The organism is Burkholderia sp. R-40 (genome assembly GCF_049942845.1).
Classification (GTDB): Bacteria; Pseudomonadota; Gammaproteobacteria; order Burkholderiales; family Burkholderiaceae; genus Burkholderia; species Burkholderia ambifaria.
Map to the genome: position 1 here is coordinate 1,669,982 of NZ_CP187968.1, position 17,623 is coordinate 1,687,604.

17 protein-coding genes are annotated in these 17,623 nt (G+C 61.4%); 13 read left to right on the forward strand and 4 right to left on the reverse strand.

What is annotated here, in order from left to right; genetic code table 11:
- Positions 1-551: 551 nt before the first annotated feature.
- The 10 genes from ACP26O_RS23885 to ACP26O_RS23930 all read left to right on the forward strand — a co-directional run bounded on the left by ACP26O_RS23885 (position 552) and on the right by ACP26O_RS23930 (position 10,007).
- Positions 552-1,802 (forward strand): MFS transporter, encoded by a 1,251-nt coding sequence (locus tag ACP26O_RS23885; protein ID WP_175666052.1) that lies wholly within the window; start codon positions 552-554, stop codon positions 1,800-1,802.
- A gap of 146 nt (positions 1,803-1,948) precedes the next feature.
- Positions 1,949-2,878 (forward strand): LysR family transcriptional regulator, encoded by a 930-nt coding sequence (locus ACP26O_RS23890; RefSeq protein WP_175701407.1) that lies wholly within the window; start codon positions 1,949-1,951, stop codon positions 2,876-2,878.
- Between the two features lie 114 nt (positions 2,879-2,992).
- Positions 2,993-3,487, forward strand: coding sequence for a hydroxyquinol 1,2-dioxygenase (locus tag ACP26O_RS23895; RefSeq protein WP_175666054.1), 495 nt, complete (start codon positions 2,993-2,995; stop codon positions 3,485-3,487).
- 43 nt (positions 3,488-3,530) lie between these two features.
- Entirely contained in the window at positions 3,531-4,550 is a 1,020-nt protein-coding gene (locus ACP26O_RS23900) for a hydroxyquinol 1,2-dioxygenase (RefSeq protein WP_126226489.1), read from the forward strand.
- A gap of 32 nt (positions 4,551-4,582) precedes the next feature.
- A complete protein-coding gene (locus tag ACP26O_RS23905; protein WP_175666055.1) occupies positions 4,583-6,049 on the forward strand; it encodes an aldehyde dehydrogenase family protein in 1,467 nt (488 codons plus the stop codon).
- Between the two features lie 7 nt (positions 6,050-6,056).
- Entirely contained in the window at positions 6,057-7,124 is a 1,068-nt protein-coding gene (locus tag ACP26O_RS23910) for a maleylacetate reductase (protein WP_175666056.1), read from the forward strand.
- 28 nt (positions 7,125-7,152) lie between these two features.
- The gene (locus tag ACP26O_RS23915) at positions 7,153-8,025 is read left to right on the forward strand and encodes an intradiol ring-cleavage dioxygenase (RefSeq protein ID WP_166721632.1); all 873 of its coding nucleotides are present in this window, start codon (positions 7,153-7,155) and stop codon (positions 8,023-8,025) included.
- Between the two features lie 5 nt (positions 8,026-8,030).
- Positions 8,031-8,342, forward strand: coding sequence for a YciI family protein (locus ACP26O_RS23920; protein ID WP_012365279.1), 312 nt, complete (start codon positions 8,031-8,033; stop codon positions 8,340-8,342).
- Positions 8,343-8,345: 3 nt separating this feature from the next.
- Entirely contained in the window at positions 8,346-8,681 is a 336-nt protein-coding gene (locus ACP26O_RS23925; protein ID WP_175666057.1) for a Rieske (2Fe-2S) protein, read from the forward strand.
- 237 nt (positions 8,682-8,918) lie between these two features.
- Positions 8,919-10,007 (forward strand): porin, encoded by a 1,089-nt coding sequence (locus ACP26O_RS23930; RefSeq protein WP_175666058.1) that lies wholly within the window; start codon positions 8,919-8,921, stop codon positions 10,005-10,007.
- 72 nt (positions 10,008-10,079) lie between these two features.
- Here the strand turns inward: ACP26O_RS23930 and ACP26O_RS23935 are convergent, their stop codons facing one another.
- Positions 10,080-10,739, reverse strand: coding sequence for a glutathione S-transferase family protein (locus ACP26O_RS23935; protein ID WP_175666059.1), 660 nt, complete (start codon positions 10,737-10,739; stop codon positions 10,080-10,082).
- A 120-nt stretch (positions 10,740-10,859) separates the two neighbouring features.
- Between ACP26O_RS23935 and ACP26O_RS23940 the strand changes: the two genes are divergently transcribed.
- Positions 10,860-11,675 (forward strand): AraC family transcriptional regulator, encoded by an 816-nt coding sequence (locus tag ACP26O_RS23940; RefSeq protein ID WP_175666060.1) that lies wholly within the window; start codon positions 10,860-10,862, stop codon positions 11,673-11,675.
- A gap of 263 nt (positions 11,676-11,938) precedes the next feature.
- The gene (locus ACP26O_RS23945) at positions 11,939-12,751 is read left to right on the forward strand and encodes a hypothetical protein (RefSeq protein ID WP_175666061.1); all 813 of its coding nucleotides are present in this window, start codon (positions 11,939-11,941) and stop codon (positions 12,749-12,751) included.
- Between the two features lie 460 nt (positions 12,752-13,211).
- On the opposite strand, the gene ACP26O_RS23950 is transcribed toward ACP26O_RS23945, so the two are convergent.
- The 3 genes from ACP26O_RS23950 to ACP26O_RS23960 all read right to left on the reverse strand — a co-directional run bounded on the left by ACP26O_RS23950 (position 13,212) and on the right by ACP26O_RS23960 (position 15,480).
- A complete protein-coding gene (locus ACP26O_RS23950) occupies positions 13,212-14,165 on the reverse strand; it encodes a hypothetical protein (RefSeq protein ID WP_175666062.1) in 954 nt (317 codons plus the stop codon).
- 55 nt (positions 14,166-14,220) lie between these two features.
- Positions 14,221-14,658: a DUF5675 family protein gene (locus tag ACP26O_RS23955; RefSeq protein ID WP_175666063.1), complete on the reverse strand. Its 438-nt coding sequence runs from the start codon at positions 14,656-14,658 to the stop codon at positions 14,221-14,223.
- 90 nt (positions 14,659-14,748) lie between these two features.
- Positions 14,749-15,480 carry a hypothetical protein gene (locus ACP26O_RS23960; RefSeq protein WP_175666064.1) on the reverse strand — a complete coding sequence of 244 codons (732 nt, stop codon included), beginning with the start codon at positions 15,478-15,480 and terminating at the stop codon, positions 14,749-14,751.
- Between the two features lie 631 nt (positions 15,481-16,111).
- Here ACP26O_RS23960 and ACP26O_RS23965 point away from each other — a divergent pair.
- Entirely contained in the window at positions 16,112-16,429 is a 318-nt protein-coding gene (locus ACP26O_RS23965) for a hypothetical protein (protein WP_175666065.1), read from the forward strand.
- Positions 16,430-17,623: the final 1,194 nt, after the last annotated feature.

Sequence of the window (17,623 nt, forward strand, 5' to 3'; positions counted from 1 at the left end):
CGTTTTTTAAAAATCTTATGTCGATATGCGATTGATGCTGTCCCGACAATTGTTCGGGGAACCGAGAGGGTGAAATCGGTTTCTTTTGTCCGATTAAAGCAGGTGTGGATTTTTAAAAACTCGATTTGTCAGACATAAAGGCGAACGACTGCCTGTTGCAGTATCGGAAAAGACGCGAACGGGATCGCACTCGTGCCTGCGCAGGCAATGTGCGCGAACGCATGATGTCTATGAGGGATTCCCCCGTAACACGCCGGTGAACGTCACGTCGACGCCCGCAGCCCGTCGCCCGGCGCTTTCCCGCCGACGCTTCCACCTCCCGCTCCCGATTATTTGCGTTTCGCGAATGGCGCGTTCGCCGGTTGTTCCATACCCGATCGGCGGCCGCGCACCTATCGTTCGGGCGTCGGCTGATTGAATTCGACGCCTGCAACCGGAAAGGCGGCCGCCATTTCCTCGCGACTCGCGTCGCATCGCACACAAGACAACGGACCTGGCTTCATGCACCGACGCTGCGGCGCGTGCACGCGGACCAATCCACGGAGACAGACATGAAAGCAAACGAGTGGGATACCTCCTATGAGTGGAAGGCGGTGACGCTGCTGGCGCTCGGTTTCGGGCTGGTCGGCCTCGACCGCTGGCTCATCGCGCCGCTGTTCCCGTCGATCATGAAGGACCTGAACCTGACCGCGCAGGACGTCGGCAACTGCATCGGCGTGCTCGGCCTGTCGTGGGGCATCTTCGCGGCGCTGATGGGCGGCATCTCGGACAAGATCGGCCGCCGCAAGGTGCTGATCCCCGCCATCGTCGCGTTCTCGCTGCTGTCCGGCTTCTCGGGGCTCGCGGGCGGGCTGCTCGGCCTGATCGCGATCCGCGGGCTGATGGGCGTGGCCGAGGGTTCGTTCTGCCCGACCAGCTTCGCGGCGACCGCCGACGCGTCGCACCCGCGGCGGCGCGGCCTGAACCTCGGGCTGCAGCAAAGCGGCTTCGCGCTGTTCGGGCTGGCGCTGTCGCCGATCATCGCGACCCAGTTGCTCAATGTCGTGTCGTGGCGCTGGGTGTTCGCGCTCGTGGCGCTTCCCGGGCTGATCCTCGGCGCGATCATGTTCTTCGTGATCCGCGAACCGAAGCGCACCAAGGAGGTTGCGTCGGAACACGCGCCGGCCTCGCTCGGCCATGTGCTCAAGAGCCGCAACATCCTCGTCGCGATGGCCGCGCTTTGTTGCGCGATGACCGGCGTGTTCGTGCTCGGCGCGCTGCTGCCGCTGTACCTGACGGACTACCTGTCGCTCGGCACGCAGAAGATGGGCCTCGTGGTGTCGGCGATCGGCTTCGGCGGCTTTCTCGGGCAGTTCGGGCTGCCGGGCCTGTCCGACCTGGTGGGGCGGCGCCTCGCGAGCATCGTCGGCTTCGCCGGCACGGCGGTGATGCTCTACATTTTCCGCGGGCTCGGCCCGCAGCCGGTCATGTTGTTCGTCGTCCTGTTCGTCGCGTCGTTCTTCACGCTCGGGCTGGTGTCGCTGCTGTCGGGCCCGGTTGCGACCGAAGCCGCGCCCGTCGGGCTCGTGTCGACGTCGATCGGCGTGGTGGTCGGCTGCGGCGAGATCTTCGGCGGCGGCATCGCGCCGGCGCTGGGCGGCTACGTCGCCGCGCACTTCGGGATCCAGAACATTCTGTGGCTGCCGATGATTGCGGTGCTGCTCGGCATCGTGGTCAGCATGCTGCTGCGGGAAACCGCGCCGGCCGTGCTGCAGCGCCGCGTGGGCGTGCAGCCGGAGCTGACGGCGGGCGAGCAGCCGTAACGTGCCGCTCGGTCGCATCGGCGCCCGCGCCCGGCGGCCCTGCGAGATTGACACCTGCCGGGTGACAGTGTGACGCTTTGCGCATGCTCCAATCGGCCGGCAGGTGCGGTTAGACTGGCGGTTTCGCTTCCCGGAAAAGGCGCCGCATGGACCGCTTTCTGAGCATCGAGGCATTCGTCAGGGTCGCGGAGGCGAGCAGTTTTGCGGAAGCGGCGCGACAGCTTGGGGTCACCAGTTCGGTCGTGACGAACCGCATCCAGCAGCTGGAGAAGTTCGTCAACGCGCCGCTGTTCCATCGCAGCACGCGCCACGTGCGGCTGTCCGACGTGGGCGAGACCTTCTACCGCGAATGCGCGGAGGTGGTCGGGCGCGTCAACGAGCTGACCGACCAGATGCGCGAACTGCGCGCGACCCCGACCGGGCGGCTGCGCATCCAGATGCTGCCCGGCTTCGCGCTCGATCACTTCGGCGTGCCGCTTGCCGAATTCAATCGGCGCTACCCGGGCATCCAGCTCGACATCATCGTCAACGACCGTGTGGTGGACCCTGTCGAAGAAGGGTTCGACATCGCGTTCCAGATCTTCCCGCCGATTTCCGAGTCGCTGATCGAGCGGCGCCTGTTCGTGGTCCGACGCCTGTTCTGCGCATCGCCCGAGTATCTCGACGCGCATGGTGCGCCACAACATCCGCGCGAATTGCTGCAGCACACGACCGCGCTGTATTCGGGTTATCCATCACGCAACCGCTGGACCATGACGCGCGGCGACGAGGTCGTCGAAATGGAGTTGCCCGGCATGATCCGCTCGAACTCCGTGCATTTGCTGCGGGAGTACGCGCTGACGGGCGGCGGCGTCGTGTGCCTGCCCACGCTGGTCGCGAGCGAGGCGCTCGTCGCGGGCCGGCTGGTGCCCATCCTCACCGACTTCCAGATCGCGCCGTTGAGCTTCGCCGCCGTCTATCCCGCAACGCAGCGACAGGCGTTGAAGGTGAAAGCGCTGGTCGAATTCCTCGCCGAATACATCGGCGACGAGTCGCCGTGGGACCGTCCGCTGCTGGAGCGCGGCTGGGTCCGTTGAGCCGGGCGATTATTCGCGAAACGCAAATGCCGTAGTCGCGCTCCGTTGCCTTGTTGAGGGGCGCCCTTGCCCCTAGAGTTGAATCCAACAAGCGGTACAACTCAGGAGACAGCAATGACCGACACGGCATTCCACACCGTCTTTGGCTCGCTCGACAGCTACACCAAGGGCGAGATCGAAATCACCACCGGCAGCGCGCAGCACTACGCCTTCTCGAACGTGTTCGAGGTGGCATCGAAGTCGGCCCCCTACGAGAAAGTCGTCGCCGGCAAGAACCTCGAATACGTGATCGAAGTGCTGCGCACCGACGGCCAGTCGCCGTGGTTTGCCTGCGCGCACGACGAGTTCGCGATCCAGATGGACGGCGAAGTCCGCATCGAATTCATCAAGCTCGACAACCCGCCGACCACCGGCCGCGGCACCGTGAGCGCCGGCACGCAGCCGGCGGGCCGCGAGATGGGCTACGTCGTCCTGCGCAAGGGGCATCAGGCGCTGCTGCCGGCCGGCTGCGCGTATCGGTTCGCCGCCGACAAGCCGGGCGTCGCGCTCGTGCAGACCGTGCTCGGCGAACTGTCCGTCGAGAAGTGGGCCGACATCTGCCTGCACTGACCGATCCGACCGCCCCCCATTCGACTATTCCAGGAGACACGTGATGGCCACCCTCGAGACCCTCGATCTTTCCGCCGGCTTCGCCGCCGATCTGGTGCAAGCCACCGAAGCCGATGCCGTCACCGGCTACCGCCGCTTCCACCTCGGCGCGTTCGCGTTCCAGCGCGACGAGTACTTCGTGAAAATCAGCTGGCCGGCGAAGGGCAGCACGCGCACGCATGCGATCCCCGCGGACGCGTTTTTGCGCGCGATGATGCGTGACGTGGCGTGGGGCTTCTTCTACGGCTGGGTGAATTTCGATCACGTGTTCGGCACGCGCAATCACTACGGCAAGGTGGACGTCTATGCCGGCACATTCAACGGAATCCTGAAGGAAGCCGGCGTCGACTATACCGAGACCTTCGAAACGCCGACGATCATGGCGACCTTCAAGGCGATGCTGCACGACTGGACCAACGAAGGCTTCGACCCGTTCGCGGCGCCCGAGGAAACCGGCACGGCATTCGGCCGCAAGCATGGCGAGAACGGTGCGGCGATCGAGCGCACGCGCATCGCGACGCGCCGCATGCCGGGCCTCGAAGGCGACTCGCCGCTGCGCGACGAACTGCCGGTCAACCGCGCGTTCCGCGACGTCGGGCAGGACGAGCCCGAGGTGCATGTGAAGCCCGGCTTCGAAGGCGAGCTGCACGCGTTCAACCTGTTCAAGTACCTGTCGCGCTCGGACGTGACGTGGAATCCGTCGGTCACCTCCGTGTGCGGGCGCAGCCTGTTCTGCCCGACCACCGAGGAATTCATCCTGCCGGTGTTCCACGGCAACGACCGCGTCGAATGGTTCCTGCAACTGTCCGACGAAATCGTGTGGGACATCGGCGACAAGAACACCGGTGCGCCGCGCGCACGCATCACGATGCGGGCCGGCGACATCTGCGCGATGCCCGCGGACATCCGGCACCAGGGCTACTCGACGAAGCGTTCGATGCTGCTCGTCTGGGAAAACGCGACGCCGGACCTTCCGCAGCGATACGAGAGCGGCGAGCTTGCGCCGTATCCGATCGAATTCTAAGCAGCGCATGCGCGCGATACCGAGGACGATTCATGCAAACCCAACTCTTCATCGACGGCCGCTTCGTTGACGCCGTCGAGCGTGGCACGATCGACGTGCTCAATCCGCACGACGGCTCGCTGATCACGGCAATCGCCGCAGCCACCGCGGCGGACGTGGACCTGGCCGTCGCCGCCGCCACCCGCGCGTTCCCGAAGTGGTCGGCCATGCCGGCGGCGGAACGCGGCCGGCTGCTGCTGCGTCTGGCCGACGCGATCGAAGCCAACGCGGAGGAACTCGCGCAGCTCGAATCGCTGGACACCGGCCACCCGATCCGCGATTCGCGCGCGCTCGACGTGCCGCGCACGGCAGGATGCTTCCGCTACTTCGGCGGGATGGCCGACAAGCTGCAGGGCTCGGTGATTCCGGTCGAAACCGGCTTCCTGAACTACGTGCAGCGCGCGCCGATCGGCGTCGTCGGCCAGATCGTGCCGTGGAATTTCCCGCTGATGTTCACGAGCTGGAAGATGGGCCCGGCGCTGGCCGCGGGCAACACGGTGGTGCTCAAGCCGTCGGAGATCACGCCGCTGTCGACGCTGCGTATCGTCGAACTGATGGCCGAGGTCGGGTTCCCGGCCGGCGTCGTCAACATCGTCCCCGGTTATGGGCATACGGCGGGCCAGCGGCTCGCCGAACATCCCGGTGTCGGGAAGATCGCGTTCACCGGGTCGACGGCGACGGGCCGCCGGATCGTCGAGGCATCGCAGGGCAACCTGAAGCGCGTGCAGCTGGAGCTGGGCGGCAAGGGCGCGAACATCGTGTTCGACGATGCGAACCTCGACGCCGCCATCAACGGCGCCGCGTGGGCGATCTTCCACAACCAGGGGCAAGCGTGCATCGCGGGTTCGCGTCTCGTGCTGCACGAACGCATCGCCGATGCGTTCCTCGAACGTTTCGTGTCGCTGGCGTCGTCGATCCGCGTCGGCAATCCGCTGGACCCGGACACCGAGATGGGGCCGCTCACGTCGAAGCAGCATCTCGACCGCGTGCTGTCGTTCGTCGACGTCGCGCGCGAGCAGGGCGGCCGTGTGCTCACGGGTGGCAGCGTGCCGCAGGATGCGGCGCTCGCCAACGGCTACTACGTGCGCCCGACGGTCATCGAAGCGAAGAGCGCGGCGGACCGCGTCGCACAGGAGGAAGTGTTCGGCCCGTTCGTCACCGTGCTGCGCTTCGGCAGCGACGAGGAAGCGCTGTCGATCGCCAACGCGACCGAATACGGGCTCGGCAGCGGCCTCTGGACCAACGATCTGTCCCGCGCGCACAGGATGGCGGCGCGGATCGACGCGGGCATGTGCTGGATCAACTGCTACAAGCGCGTCAATCCGGGCAGCCCGTTCGGCGGCGTTGGCCAGTCTGGCTACGGCCGCGAGATGGGCTTCGAGGCGATGCACGACTACACCGAAGCGCGCTCGGTGTGGGTCAACGTCGACGGCAACGTGCCGCCGCATTTCAAACGCTGAGGCCGACATGGAGCGCTTCGTCTATCAGGGAACGCCGTCGCGCGTCGTGTTCGAATGGGGCGCGCTCGAGCGGCTGCCCGACGAGCTGTCCGCGCTCGGCGCGCACCGCGCGCTGATTCTGTCGACGCCCGAGCAGCAGCCGCTCGCCGAACGGGTCAGCGGCGTGCTCGGCGAGCGGGCGGCCGGCATATGCGCGCAGGCCGTGATGCACGTGCCGATCGAGGTCGCCCGTGCGGCGCGCGAGCGGGCGGCCGAGCTGGGCGCGGACTGCTGCATCGCGATCGGCGGCGGCTCGACGATCGGGCTCGGCAAGGCGATTGCGCTCGAAGCGTCGCTGCCGATCCTCGCCGTGCCGACGACCTACGCGGGCTCGGAGATGACGCCGATCTACGGGCTCACGGAAGGCCGGCTGAAGCGCACCGGGCGCGATGCGCGCGTGCTGCCGCGTACGGTGCTCTACGACCCGTCCCTGACGTTGTCGCTGCCGCCGGGGATTTCGGCGGCGTCCGGCGTCAACGCGATGGCGCATGCGGTCGAAGCGCTCTATGCGGAAGATGCGAATCCGGTGATCAGCCTGATGGCCGAGGAGTCGATTCGTGCGCTCGGCGAGGCGCTGCCGGCGATCGTGCGCGCGCCCGACGACCGCGAGATGCGAAGCCGCGCGTTGTACGGCGCATGGCTTGCCGGCACGTGTCTCGGCGCGGTCGGCATGGCGCTGCACCACAAGCTCTGTCATACGCTCGGCGGCACCTTCAACCTGCCGCACGCGCAGACCCACGCCGCGATGTTGCCGCATACCGCGCACTACAACCATGCCGCGGCGCCCGACGCGCTGCGCCGGGTCGCGAGGGCGCTGGGCGGCACCGACGCGGCCGACGCCGGCCCGCTGTTGTTCCGGTTGAATCGGCAGCTCGGCCTGTCGGCGGCGCTTGCCGATATCGGGATGCCGGAAGCGGGCCTCGACGAAGCCGCCGACCTCGCATGCCGGAACCCCTACGCGAATCCGCGGCCGATCGAACGCGCGCCGATTCGCGAATTGCTTCAGCGTGCGTGGCAAGGGCACGCGCCGCAGTGAGCGGCCGGCCGCATCCAAGGAGACGAACGTGACGAATGAACATCATGACGGCGACACCCGGCTGACCGAGCAGGTCGTCGCCAGCTTCGACGGTACGCCGAACCCGCGCTTGCGCGTGCTGATGCAGAGCCTCGTGCGGCACCTGCATGCGTTTGTCCGTGAAACGGAGCTGACCGAGGCCGAGTGGATGACCGCGATCCGCTTCCTGACCGAAACCGGGCAGATGTGCGACGACGTCGTGCGCCAGGAATTCATCCTGTTGTCGGACACGCTGGGCGTGTCGATGCTGGTCGATGCGATCAACCACCGTTTCGCCACCGGCGCGACGGAAACGACCGTGTTCGGGCCGTTCTACATCGAGGGCATGCCTGAGCGTGCGTATGGCGAGAACATGGCGTTCACGCCCGGCACGCCGGTCGTCGTGCAGGGTCGCGTGCTCGGCACCGACGGTGCGCCGGTGCCGGGCGCCGTGCTCGACGTGTGGCAGACCGCGGACAACGGCATGTATTCCGGACAGGACAAGGCACAGCCGCACGGCAATCTGCGCGGCCGCTACCGGACCGATGCCGAAGGCCGTTATGCGATCACGACGATTCTGCCGGTCAGCTATCCGATTCCGACCGACGGCCCGGTCGGCAAGATGCTCGATGCCACCGGACGCCATCCGTGGCGGCCCGCGCACCTGCACTTCATGATCGACGCGCCGGGCTACCGCAAGCTCGTCACGCACCTGTTCGACGAGGAGGATGCGTATCTGAAGTCGGATGCCGTGTTCGGCGTGAAGCCGTCGCTGATGGTCGCCTATCGGCCGCGTGCGGCGGACGATGAACTTGCGCGCCGGTTCGGGTTGAGCGGCGCGTACCGCGAAGCGACGTATGACTTCGTGCTCGACCGGAGCTGACCGACATGGCTCGATTTTTCGCGGTGTTTGCGACCGACCAGCCCGGGATGCGCGACGTGCGCGACCGCGTGCGCGCCACGCATCGGACCTACCTGCGTTCCGCCGCGCAGCACGGCGTCTATGTGCGGCTCGGCGGGCCGACGCTCGATCCGCAGGGCGATGCGATGAACGGCACGCTGCTCGTCATCGAGGCGGACGACATCGATGCGGTGATGCAGTTCGTCGGCAACGATCCGTACGTGAAGGAAGGGCTGTTCTCGCGGGTCGAGGTTCGTCCGTGGGACTGGAGCCTCGGCAATCCCGAGCGGAGAGTGTGAGTTATGGGCGCCACGCAACTCTGTCGCTTCTCCGAGGTGCCCGACGGCGGGGCGCGGGTCGTCGACGAGGCGGGCATCGGGCAACCCGTCATCGTCGTGCGGCGCGGGAAGCAGGTGTGGGCGTACGTGAACCGTTGTCCGCATTTTTCGGTTCCGCTCGATTTCGTGCCGGGCAACGTTTCCTGTTACCGGTCGCAGGTGCTGATGTGCGCGCATCACAGTGCGCTGTTCCGGTTCGACGATGGTGTGTGCATCGATGGACCGTGCTCGGGTGCCGGGCTGGAAGCCGTGGCGGTCGAGGTGGATTCTGCGGCGTGGGTGGTCTGTCGAGGCGCTTGAGTCGAAAGGTGGGATTGCCCAACCGTGTTCGGGTGATCGGACAAGCGAATCGAGGTGGATGAAATCGGGAATGAGCGGGATTTCATTCATTCTTTCCAATCAGTAAAACTAAGTAATTTTCCGACCCGGATGAAAGAGAAACCGGGCTGGGGAAGTCGTTGTTTCACGAAACATCGGTCGAGTACCCGCGACACAGTGGGCGGCCGTTCGCATTGACAGAAAAAAGACGGAGACACCATGAAACTCAGGTTTGGAGCAGCCGCGATGCTTGTCATCGCGCAGGGCGCGTACGCGCAAAGCAGCGTGACCTTGTTCGGTCTGATCGACAGCGGCATCTCGTATGTCAGCAACGAGGGCGGTGGGAAGAACGTCAAGTTCGACGACGGCATCTTCACGCCGAACCTGTTCGGCTTGCGCGGCACCGAGGATCTCGGCGACGGATATCGTGCGACGTTCGCGCTCGTGAACCAGTTCTCGATGGCCAACGGCAGCATCATCGGCACCGGGATCTTCGGCCGCAATGCGTACGTCGGGATCGAGAGCGACCGCTTCGGCAACATCACGCTCGGGAACCAGTACGACTTCATGGTCGATTCCCTGTTTGCGAAGGGGAACGCGATTTCGATGGATATCAGCGGGCTGTACGGGTTCAGGAATGGCCCGTTCCAGCGTCTTGCGCTGCCGAACAATCCGACCGGCGCATTCGATTGGGATCGAACGGCGGGCAGCAAGCCGGTGGCGAATTCGGTCAAATACAGTTCGCCGACGATTGCCGGTTTCTCCGGCGGCGTGATGTATGCGTTCGGCGGCGTGGCCGGTTCCATCGGCGCGGACAACGCCGTGAGCGCCGGGTTGAACTACGAAGTCGGTGCGTTCGGTATCGGCGCGGCCTATACGAACGAAAAGTACGGTCCGGCGCCCGGCACACCGTCGACCAGTGTGCGCAATTGGGGCGTCGGGATGCACTATGACTTCGGCGCGGTGACCGCGAAGGCGTTGCTGACCACCGTCCACAATTCGTTCAACGACGCCGGTGTGTGGATGGCTGAAGCCGGTGGCATGTGGCGCATCAGGCCGGACGTGTTTCTCGGCGCGAAGTACATGTACATGAAGGGCAACGAAGCCGTGAACGACAACCACGCGCATCAGGTCAGCGTCGCGCTTCAATACCTGCTGTCGAAGCGGACGATGGTGTATGTGTCCGGCGACTATCAACGCGCGAACAGCGGCGCGAACGCGCAGATCAACGGCGTGCTCGACCCGAACGGCGCGTCGAGTTCAGCGACCCAGGCGGTGGCGCGGATCGGGTTGCATACGATGTTTTGACGGACGCGGCGGCGGCGCGCGGGTCAGCCGGTGGCGGGGCGGAGCTTGCGTCAAGCTCCGCATGGCGCTGGGCTACCTCGCCGTCGCGGCGTTCTCTTTGGCTTTGTCCTGCTCCGCCGCCAGCGCCGCATCCGCGGCCTGTGCGCGCTGGATGGCCGGGCGTGCCAGGATGCGATCGATGTACGCGCGGATGCGCGGCGTCTCGGGGATCAGCTTGAACATCGTGGTCCAGTTCAGCGCTGCGCCCCACAATACATCGGCTGCCGTGAAGCGCTCGCCCAGCAGGTACGGCCCCTTTGCCAGTTGCGCATCGAGCGCGTTGATGACGGTATCGAAATCGCCGTAGGGCGACGTCGAGTAGGGTACGGGCGGACGATTCATCGAGCGATCGACGATGGCCGGCTCGAAGCACGAACCGTAGAACGTCATCCAGCGCAGGTACGGTCCGCGCAGCGCGTCGCCCGGCGCCGGCGACAGGCCGGCTTCCGGATATAGTTCGGCCGCGTACAGGTAGACGGCGGGCTGCTCGGTGACGATCACGTCGCCGTGACGCAACGCGGGAACCTTGCCCAGCGGATTGATGGCGAGGTAAGCGGATTCGTGATGCTTGCCGGTCGACAGATCGAACGCGTGCAGTTCATAGTCGGCGCCCAGTTGCTCCAGCAGCATGCGAACGCCCGCCGATCGGCTGCGTGGGGAGTGGAACAGGGTCAGGTGGCGGTCTTGCGGCATCGCGGGCTCCGGTGTGCATTCGGGACAAGGTTTCCAATGTAGGTGGGTTGCCGGCCGCCGTCTTGGAAAAATCCGCTGTGGCGGTGCATCATTACGCAATCCTTCCACCCGTTCGTCACCATGGCCGACTTGCGTAACGTGACCGACCCGCCCAAGGGCGTCGTCGGCCCGAAAGCCTTCAACCAGCGCTTCCGCCTGAATCGCTATTACCCGTGTGCCGAACTGGCCGGGGTGCTCGATCACCACTGGGTCGTCGAATGGGATCTGCGCGGCCAGCCGCCGTACGTGCAGCGCACGCTGCCGTATCCGTGCGTGAACCTGGTGTTCGACCGGCGACACACGGGGATCTTCGGTGTGGTGTCAGGCGCGTTCGAGACGACGCTGGCCGGGGCCGGGAAGGTGATCGGCATGCGGTTTCGGCCCGGTGCGTTTCGCGCGTTCCTCGGCAAACCCGTGCATGTGCTGACCGACAAGGTGGTGCCGGTGTCGACGCTGCTCGACTGCGGCGATGCGGAAGCCGAAAACGCCGTGCTCGGCGGCGAGGATGATGCCGCGATGGTGGCGGCGGCCGAGGCGCTGCTGTTGCGCGTGCTGCCGCCGGCGGATCCGCAGGTCGAGCGCATTCATGCCATTTTGCGGATCCTGCAGCAGGACCTCGCGCTGACGCAGGTGCGCGATCTGGCCGAGCGTGCGGGGTTGAGCGAGCGCACGCTGCAGCAGCTCTTTTCCACCCATGTGGGGGTGACGCCGAAGTGGGTGATCTGCCGATACCGCTTGCACGAGGCCGCCGACAAGCTCGCCGGCGGCGGGCCGGTCGATCTCGCGGAACTGGCTCATGCGCTCGGGTATTTCGATCAGGCGCATTTCACGCGCGATTTCCGCAAGCTGGTGGGGAAGGCGCCGGCGGAGTATCGGCGGGACGATCGGCAGCAGTGAGATGGCGGGTGCGGCTTCGTGACGGGCAACCGAATGTCATTGCCTGCCGCATGTCGGGCGGCTGCTCGCCGGTCGTGGATTGTCGGATTGTTGTAGTCCGGGCAATACGATAGTGTGGCGTGCTGGCCTGCCGCCGAGCTGCAATTGAACCTACGATGTGTCGCGTAGGCGACCGGTGAGCTCGAACGGTTGGCGCGCTGCCCATCAATTTCATCCTGCCGATCGCGTGGTCGGCCGGTCAGTCAGATAATCAGGAGTCTGTCGTGTTTTACCGGAAATCCATGTTGGGTCGTCGGAATGTCGTGTGCGTTGCCGCCGTGGCGATCATGCTGGCGCAAGTCGCGGCGCGTGCAGAGGCCGCCAATGTCGGCGACACGGCGAGCGCTGCGTCCGCCGTGTCGCCCGACACATCGCCCGCGCGGCCGATTGTCGGCGACGATCCGGTTGCCATTCGGGACGCGCTCCAGAAGCAGCACATCAAAAGCGCGGCCCCGTCCTTGAGCGACCGCGTTCGCAGCCTGGTGCCCGGTGGTGCCGACCAACATGGCCGGAACGCCGACCTGGCCGCGGTCAATCTGGATCGTGAGGTTACTTTCCTGGTGCCGGTGTCGTACGGGCTGCTGTATCAGTCGAAGAAGCATGTGTTGAAGGTGGACGTCGACCTGATCGACAGCGACGGCGAAGGCCGCAAAGGCATCCTGCTCAAAAAGAGCATCACCGGGAAGCGCGGGCGAGGGCTCGTGATCGCGGCCGAGGCGAAGGCGAAAGGCTATATCCAGCAGATCGACATCATCGAGCTCGATCCCGGAAAAGGCGGGAAGTCGACCGTTCGCGGGCGTGTGAACCTTTCGCCGGCCGCGTATGCACAAACGCATGGTCAGTTCGCGATCGCTATTTCCGGGCGACTGGTCCGGCCGTATCTGACGGAGCACGTCGAGCACGCCGAGCCGAGCAACGACGAACCGACCGACATCACGACGAGGACTTCCCGGTTGTATCTGGATGTCGAATCGATTTCGCTGGTGAGCCCGGCGAGTGGGGCGGTGGTGTTGAAGAAGTTGAGTTTGTCGAAGTAGGGGGGGCGTTGTGCGGGGTAGTTCGGGAGTGCTGATGCCGGGGCGTTAAGTGAAACTTTCCGAAGTTGCCAGTGTGCTGAGTTGCATTAGTTCTAGTTACACGTCACCATCGTTGAAAAGTCGACGGCTCGCTCGACATGTGCGGCCGCATCCAATCGGGTCGTTGTTTGCGTGCACGTCCTGAATATCAGTACCCGCGTCCTTTTCTATAGTTTCGGTTACGGCAGCCCCACGCTCGCATCAGCGGAACCGGTTGAGAGCACGATTTTGATGGTTGAAGGTAAGCCCTACCCTTTGAGGAAAGGCTTCACCACACTCCAAGATTGGGATTACGCGTTTCTTCAGCGCTTCCTCGACAGCGAAAAGGCAAATCTTTTCTTTGCTCGATCTGTCGTTATTGGCGAGAGCCCAGCAGAAGCTATTCTGCTCCTGACGCTAACCATCGCCGCTGGATGCTTGCTTATTGCTGATGCGTTTTCAAGCAAAGGTCCATTTGCTCGGAAAAGATTCCGACTGCCTGCCCGAATGCTTGCGCTAGTTCGCCTTGCTCTTCAGGTGATTTACCTCGAATTACACATACTCGGTATTCCCGCGAACTGCTCGGCGAGATTTTCGCTGCGGACGGAAGTACACACTGTGGCGGCGTCGTGGCCGAAGCGGACGATGCGGCACTAGCCGCTAAGGAAACTGCGGCCTTTTCGTCTATCACTCTAGTGTTTTTTACGGATAGCGATACCTTTGTGTGCAAATCTGACGTGTATTGGAGGGATTTACCTTGTGCGGTGGTGTAATTCTGCAGTGAATTCAGTAAATCCTGTTCCGACGGGGCACTGAGTGTTACAGCAGTTAGCGCAGCTCGGAGGTCAAGGCTTACTTTTTCAACATAACTATTAGTGAGATGAGGGATGGCGGCATAGAGAGACATTATCTCTGGGTGGATTTGTTGGCGAGCGTCTGCTGGAAGAGCATCCAGTAAAGCTGGGTCAATTGGATCGAGCAAATCCCTCGCGCAGCGCATTCTTTGAGCGGCTCGGTCGAAGGCCAACGACTGCACGCTGGGCTGGTAATGATTATCTAGTGCAACGCTGCCAGCAGCTATTCCGGCACCGACATTTCTCAAGGCGATGCTGCTCGCGGCGACACCGCCAACCGCAAGAAGACTCCCATAAAACAAGAGCTCATGCGTTATCATTTTTGCATAATCACGGTGCCGGCTTGCGGTATTCAATTTTTCAGTGAGTCCAAAAACCAGGTTTCTAGCATCATCTACGGTCAGAGGAACAGCGGTCAGCTTCGCTCCATCATTGACGAGCGCACGTTGGTCTTCGGCATTAAACATGGGATATAACCACGAATCCGACGCGCAACCACTAGCTAGGAGTGCAACTGAAGAAAGAAAAATAGTCTTTTTCATCATTGGCGCCGACAAATATGCGTCATATAGAAATCTTTGCGTACGACGAGAATCGCTATATCGTTGGCCACGCATTCTGGACCGTAATTTGAATCGATTGATTTGCTAGTCGAACCGCATTGATGCGGACCATCAGCGCGTCAAATGCAACTTTGCTATTAAGTATCTCGTTTTGAGCCATCAATGTGCCAACGAGAATGCAACCCTCAGTGTCCTTCGGAAAGTTTCCTACATGAATACGAACTCCGGAGAATCCGGGGACATTGTCTAGTAGAGGTGTGTAGTATTGGTCACGATAAAAATACGTCACTTCGACGTTGTATGTGCCAATAGGAATCGCAGTTGAGCCAAAAACCTTCCAGGCGCTCACTGGCACATTAGGCTGCTCGCGGTACACAGGCTCTAAGGTGTACGAGAAAAAACAGTCGTCAATGAATAGCTTTCCTTCAGTGGATTGCGGCGTCTTCGTGACGCGTTGCAGTAGAAGATTCACTGCAGTTCCCCTTTTCTTGTCGTTGTGATGCGGACGCCGGCGGTTTTGGATAACGTCCTCGGCCAAACTTGAATATTGGTGGTTGAACTGTCAAAGTTGAGAAATCGCATCCCAGACAAACTGGTCAACGGTATCGTCGTTAACGTAGAAGTGAATCTCGGTTATGTTATTTCTATCTGCGGCAGTGGCATATTGTCGAATTTCCTGAGAGCTATTTACCGAACCGAGCTCGCCGGCCATCGGGAATATTTTTCCAGTTTCGGCGCCGATATTTTTCCACGCATTTAGCGAGGCGATGTAGTTAGATAACGGGCCCGCGCCAACGGATATTGGCCCATGGTCTGTATCAGTCCTCCAGTAGGCCTGAGGGTAGACGGCGTCGGAATATTGCAGAAACGTAGTCCAAGGAAGAGTCGGATAAGGCTTTGCCGCCAAGTAGTGTGAGGTAACACCAAACAGCATCGCCGGATTTGCTTGGCGGATAGTTGAGCAATAGTCGTCTGCTATGTTAGCTAATCCAGATTGGTTCCAGTTGTAAAGCGAACGGCTATTCCCCTCTGGGTCAACGATAAATCCGTCCAACCCTAGTTGGACAATCTTTGCCGTATCTAGGGCCTGTCGATGTGCCGCATCGGCGTCGGTCGGCGGATATCGCCATCCGAGGACGTCGATGTTATTTTGTTTCATTCTCGGAATAAGATCAGAGAAATTGGTGTAGCTTGTACGGACGCAAACGGCTCCAAACCCACACTGATTTGCCTTTCGAATTAATGCATCAATATTGGGCACGTCGATTGCCCACAAAATTTTTCGATAAGGCATCGCTTTCTCCGAGGTGAGATGAAGGTCGAGTATGTGAGATATTTATCTTTGTATTGCATAATCTCCGGGGGGCTGCCTTCAACCCTATTTATGGATGCATTCATTGAGATAAGAGTATTGATAGGGTATTTGTGCGGCTTTTTCAAGTATTTTTTTCATGAAAAAGGTGGTGTCGGTAAAAATAACCGCATCTTTGTTGATGCTGGGTATGTGAAATATTAGTGAAATGTTTATGAAAGAAACATGAGAAATGGGGCTTGATGGTGGGTTCGTTGAACAGGCTGTTGAAATACGTTCCGCAGACGTCATCCGAGCGGAACGTAAACGATGAAGCAAGGAATCGAACAACACTGAGAGCGAAGCGATGCGCTGAGCGCACGGCTAAGCACGAGCGAAACTTTCGACTTCAAACGGCGATAGGGCTCCTGAACGAGACCGACATCCAAGTAGACGTTGGCCTCCCTTAGTGACAACATTGTCTATTGGCCGGAAAATATTGTCCCGACTGGCGAGACCGATGATAAACGTAAAGCGACGACTCAACTGTATCGCTCGTCCGACTGTTAGATAAACGACAAGAAAATGAGAGTAAAGCTAAAGAGTCCAGACAGACCACGATAATGCGACCGTAATGTCGTCGCCGACGCTGTTCGCCCTGACGAGGCTACGGCGCGACACGAACCACTGTCGATGTGGAGTTGGCGTCGACGTCGCGTTGACCGTGTTCGTCACGCTTGCCGGTGTAGATCTTCATTTCAGCGACAACGGATACCGTATCGCCGGCACGGACGACAACTGTTTGCATATCGTGCATTTCCGCGTTCGGCAGAAACTCGTAGCTATCTCCGGCAAGTTTCAGGAGGTCAACACTCGCAAGAAGTTGACCTTCATCTTCATGGAAGACCGTGCCCAGCTTCGCGTCGGCGCCAACCTACGAATACGAAGCTGATAAGAGTCGTGTTTGCTAGCGCTCAGCTCAAATGCCGCAGGCCTCGGATTTTTCGACGTCGCATGAATAACTAGCAGCCGGAGGCTGTCGTGGTGCGGGAGCAATTGGGTTTCCAGCGTAATGTTGTCCTGCCAGTCCGTCGAGCCGCCGAGCCAGAACACCCCGAGCGCCCAAGTGCCCGGGCACAAGATTGCGATGCAAGAAAGTCCCTTCAGAACAAAGTCAGCGATTTCGACGGCCCGTTTCATGGTCGCTCTACTCTTTCGATGCAACCCTGCGCCGACTGTGTATCGGACAGCGCGTGTTCCCGACGCCGCAGCTCGGTGGCGCTTACTCGATTGCCGTCAGCCAACTCGAATACGCGCGTCGCAGTCTAGTACGTACAGTCGATGACAAACGGAGTTATTGACGCTGCGCCAACCGAAGCAGTACTGCAAGCTTCGGCCACGGCATTGACGCATGCTTCGAAAGTCTCGCCAGCAACGAGTCGTCGCGTGTCCGATTTCCGAGGGTCGTCCGTAGTCCATCTATTGCACATGAACCACATGACGAGGTAGATCGAAGGTGGCGTCGTATGCATTCATGTAATTGTCGCGCAATTGTATGGTCGGAGCGGTTAGCAATTCTGCATTCCAAAAACCTTTGACCTCAATTACAAGCCGCAGAATGCGGCACTCGCGTCGCATTGAGGCCGGGCAATTTCACTATGACAAGCGTGCGGAGCATTAGCAAATGCCCTTGTGGTGCGACCACGACGTGTATGACTGTAAAAGTAGAGAGACTCGCATGCGGCTTACCATTGACCTTACTTTTCCTTGTGCAACAATTGGTTGGCTACAAATTCGAAAAATAGAAGCCGCAAAATTTGCGTTATCTCACACGGCAAATTTGCGACTTCTATTTCATTTTTTCATGACTGCTGAGATACATTAATTCTGGTTACACGTCCCTGCTAGTTCTGGTTACGCCAGAAATGCATCGTAAAATCAATGGCTTACGCGCCCGGCGAGACAGCGTCAAATCGTACGGATGTTTGCCTGTCTACCGCCCACATCCGAACACGCGCTTTTGCATTGGTTTGAGTTACGTACTCTGGTAGCGGGAACTGCTCGGGCGGCTCTCCTGGACTGAGTTTCCCGTTACCGTCTTGAGTCATAGTTCGTTCGCGATTCATAGGTGTTGCCGAAATTGCTT

Coding starts and splice junctions, on each gene's coding strand:
- ACP26O_RS23885 (WP_175666052.1), top strand. CDS start 552: ATGAAAGCAAACGAGTGGGATACCTCCTATGAGTGGAAGGCGGTGACG.
- ACP26O_RS23890 (WP_175701407.1), top strand. CDS start 1,949: ATGGACCGCTTTCTGAGCATCGAGGCATTCGTCAGGGTCGCGGAGGCG.
- ACP26O_RS23895 (WP_175666054.1), top strand. CDS start 2,993: ATGACCGACACGGCATTCCACACCGTCTTTGGCTCGCTCGACAGCTAC.
- ACP26O_RS23900 (WP_126226489.1), top strand. CDS start 3,531: ATGGCCACCCTCGAGACCCTCGATCTTTCCGCCGGCTTCGCCGCCGAT.
- ACP26O_RS23905 (WP_175666055.1), top strand. CDS start 4,583: ATGCAAACCCAACTCTTCATCGACGGCCGCTTCGTTGACGCCGTCGAG.
- ACP26O_RS23910 (WP_175666056.1), top strand. CDS start 6,057: ATGGAGCGCTTCGTCTATCAGGGAACGCCGTCGCGCGTCGTGTTCGAA.
- ACP26O_RS23920 (WP_012365279.1), top strand. CDS start 8,031: ATGGCTCGATTTTTCGCGGTGTTTGCGACCGACCAGCCCGGGATGCGC.
- ACP26O_RS23925 (WP_175666057.1), top strand. CDS start 8,346: ATGGGCGCCACGCAACTCTGTCGCTTCTCCGAGGTGCCCGACGGCGGG.
- ACP26O_RS23930 (WP_175666058.1), top strand. CDS start 8,919: ATGAAACTCAGGTTTGGAGCAGCCGCGATGCTTGTCATCGCGCAGGGC.
- ACP26O_RS23935 (WP_175666059.1), bottom strand. CDS start 10,739: ATGCCGCAAGACCGCCACCTGACCCTGTTCCACTCCCCACGCAGCCGA.
- ACP26O_RS23940 (WP_175666060.1), top strand. CDS start 10,860: ATGGCCGACTTGCGTAACGTGACCGACCCGCCCAAGGGCGTCGTCGGC.
- ACP26O_RS23950 (WP_175666062.1), bottom strand. CDS start 14,165: ATGAAAAAGACTATTTTTCTTTCTTCAGTTGCACTCCTAGCTAGTGGT.
- ACP26O_RS23960 (WP_175666064.1), bottom strand. CDS start 15,480: ATGCCTTATCGAAAAATTTTGTGGGCAATCGACGTGCCCAATATTGAT.
- ACP26O_RS23965 (WP_175666065.1), top strand. CDS start 16,112: ATGTCGTCGCCGACGCTGTTCGCCCTGACGAGGCTACGGCGCGACACG.